The following is a 2,240-nucleotide window of genomic DNA, read 5'->3' as shown; positions in this document are numbered from 1 at the left end:
TTCCACTCCTTGTACTGCCCGCCTTCTGCCTGCAAGCTGCCTTCGGCGCGCAGGCTCTGGATGCGGGCCACCACGCGCTCGGCTTCGTGCTCCTCGCTGTCGCAATCGATCACGCGCACCGGCTCGCCTTCGCCGAGCTCGCTGAACAACGTCTTGGGAAACAGCTTGGGGTTGGGGCCGATCACGTTGTTGGCCGCGCGCAGGATGGCGCTGGTGGAGCGGTAGTTCTGCTCGAGCTTCACAACCTTGAGGTTGGGATAGTCCTGCGGCAGCTTTTTCAGGTTGTCCAGCGTGGCACCGCGCCAGCCGTAAATCGACTGGTCATCGTCGCCCACCGCGGTGAAGCGGCCGCGCGGGCCGACGAGCAGCTTGAGCATCTCGTACTGCGTGGCGTTGGTGTCCTGATATTCGTCGACCAGCACATGGCCCAGCGATTGCTGCCATTTTTCGCGCACGTTGTCGTGCTCGCGCAGCAGCTTGAGCGGCAGGCCGACCAGGTCGTCGAAGTCGACGCTCTGGTAGGCGGTCAGGCGCTCTTCGTAGTGCGCCATGACGCGGGCAATGGCGCGCTCTTCGTCGCCATTGGCCTGCGCCAGGGCTTCGGCTGCGTTGAGGCCCATGTTCTTCCACAGGCTGATGGTCCATTGCCATTGCCGCGCCGTGGCCGCATCGGTGCTGCCGCCGGCGTCCTTGATGATGCTGGTCACGTCGTCGCTGTCGAGAATCGAGAACTGGGGTTTGAGGCCCAGCGCCGCGCCGTCCTGGCGCAGCATGCGCACGCCCAGCGCGTGGAAGGTACAGACCAGCACGCCTTTGGCGCTTTTGCCGATCAGCGCCTTGGCCCGCTCGCGCATTTCGGCGGCGGCTTTGTTGGTGAAGGTGATCGCGGCAATCTGTTCGGGCTTGAGGCCGGACTGGATCAGCCGGCCTATCTTGTGCGTGATAACCCGCGTCTTKCCGGAACCTGCGCCCGCCAGTACCAGGCAGGGACCATGCAGGTAGTTCACGGCTTCTTGTTGGGCGAGGTTCAGGCCGTGGGTCATGAAAAGAATCGGTTCCAGGGGAAAAATGCGCGGGACCGGCCTTGTCAGGTACTGCCGGTGAACGGCAAATCATAGCGGCTGCCCCCTTTGGGGCAGGCAACGTGGCTTGGCCCAGGCTGCCGGTTTCATGCCGGGCGCTTTGGCTGGATGAAAAAAGACCGCGCCCGCACGGAACCACCCCAAGCCCCGGATTCAAGCAATAAATGCTTGCGGCGCAATGCTGGTCTGCGCAAGCAGCTATCGAATCAATAGCATACGAGCAAGCACGGCTTCATGCGTTCCGGCTCGCCGGGGCGAACCCACCTTGCGTCAACGACAGTGCCTGGGCTGCCTGCTGCAGTAGCAGGCGCACGGTTTTCTGGTCGGGGCCGACGTGGCGGTCTATGCGCCGCACGTAAGGGCAGGTCAACGCGGCCAGGGCGCTGTGGTCGGGCCCGAAGATGGGGCAGGAGATATCGGCCACGCCGAAAGACTGCAGGCTGTCGCGCTCGAAATAGCCTTGCTCCCGGATGACACCGAGGGCGGCAGCCAATGCATCGGACCCGATCGGCACTTCGCCTTCGAGTGCGGTGTGCTGGGCCAGCATTTGCTGAGCCTGGCTGGCATCTGCGAAAGCCAGCAACACCCGGCCCGAGGCGGTATCGACCAGCCCGACATGCACGCCCACGCGGATCGTCATGCTCCAGGTGCCGGGGCCGTTGACCTGCGCGGTGATCAGCACATTGCCCTGGTCGTAAACGCCCATGTGGCAGGCCTGCTCAGCCTTGTGCGCAAAGGCCTCCATGATGGGAATGGCCTGGGTCACCAGCCGGTTGAGCGGTGGATGCATGTGCGCCAGCGTGAAGAGTTTCAGGCTCAGCGAATAGCGGTCGCCCGAGAGCGAACGCATGACATATTGCCGTGCCACCAACCGCTCCAGCATGCGGTAGATCTCGCTCGCGTTGCGGTCCATTTCCTTGACGATCTCCGCGCGCGTCAGGCCCTGCGGCTGGCGAGCCAGCAACTCAAGGATGTCAAGGCCCTTATCAAGCGCCGGTGCCCGGTAGCGGTCGTCGGCAAGAGGCGGGGGTGCGGTGGCGCCGGCGTCGTTCGTGTTCTGGTCATTCGTCGGGAGAACGGAATATTTTTGTGTCATGGCGGCAGGGTGGGTGAGGTCGAAGGCATTGCAATTTTGATATGTAACGCAGCGCTCTTGAT

The 2,240-nt window shown here is 63.5% G+C and carries 2 protein-coding genes; both read right to left on the bottom strand.

The window, feature by feature from the left end; translation table 11 throughout:
- Nucleotides 1–1,043: ATP-dependent helicase (locus AC1D1X_RS21115; protein ID WP_477699093.1), on the bottom strand; the 1,043-nt coding region annotated here is incomplete at its 3' end.
- Between the two features lie 271 nt (nucleotides 1,044–1,314).
- The gene (locus AC1D1X_RS21110) at nucleotides 1,315–2,178 is read right to left on the bottom strand and encodes an IclR family transcriptional regulator (protein WP_477670158.1); all 864 of its coding nucleotides are present in this window, start codon (nucleotides 2,176–2,178) and stop codon (nucleotides 1,315–1,317) included.
- Between the last annotated feature and the right edge of the window lie 62 nt (nucleotides 2,179–2,240).

This window comes from Polaromonas sp. P1_G4 (assembly GCF_056405475.1).
The sequence above is the reverse complement of the archived record's forward strand: the minus strand, read 5'-3'. Positions and strand labels throughout refer to the sequence as shown.

Bases quoted from the DNA above. Each gene is read 5' to 3' on its own strand.
- AC1D1X_RS21110 (WP_477670158.1), bottom strand. From the start codon at position 2,178: ATGACACAAAAATATTCCGTTCTCCCGACGAATGACCAGAACACGAAC.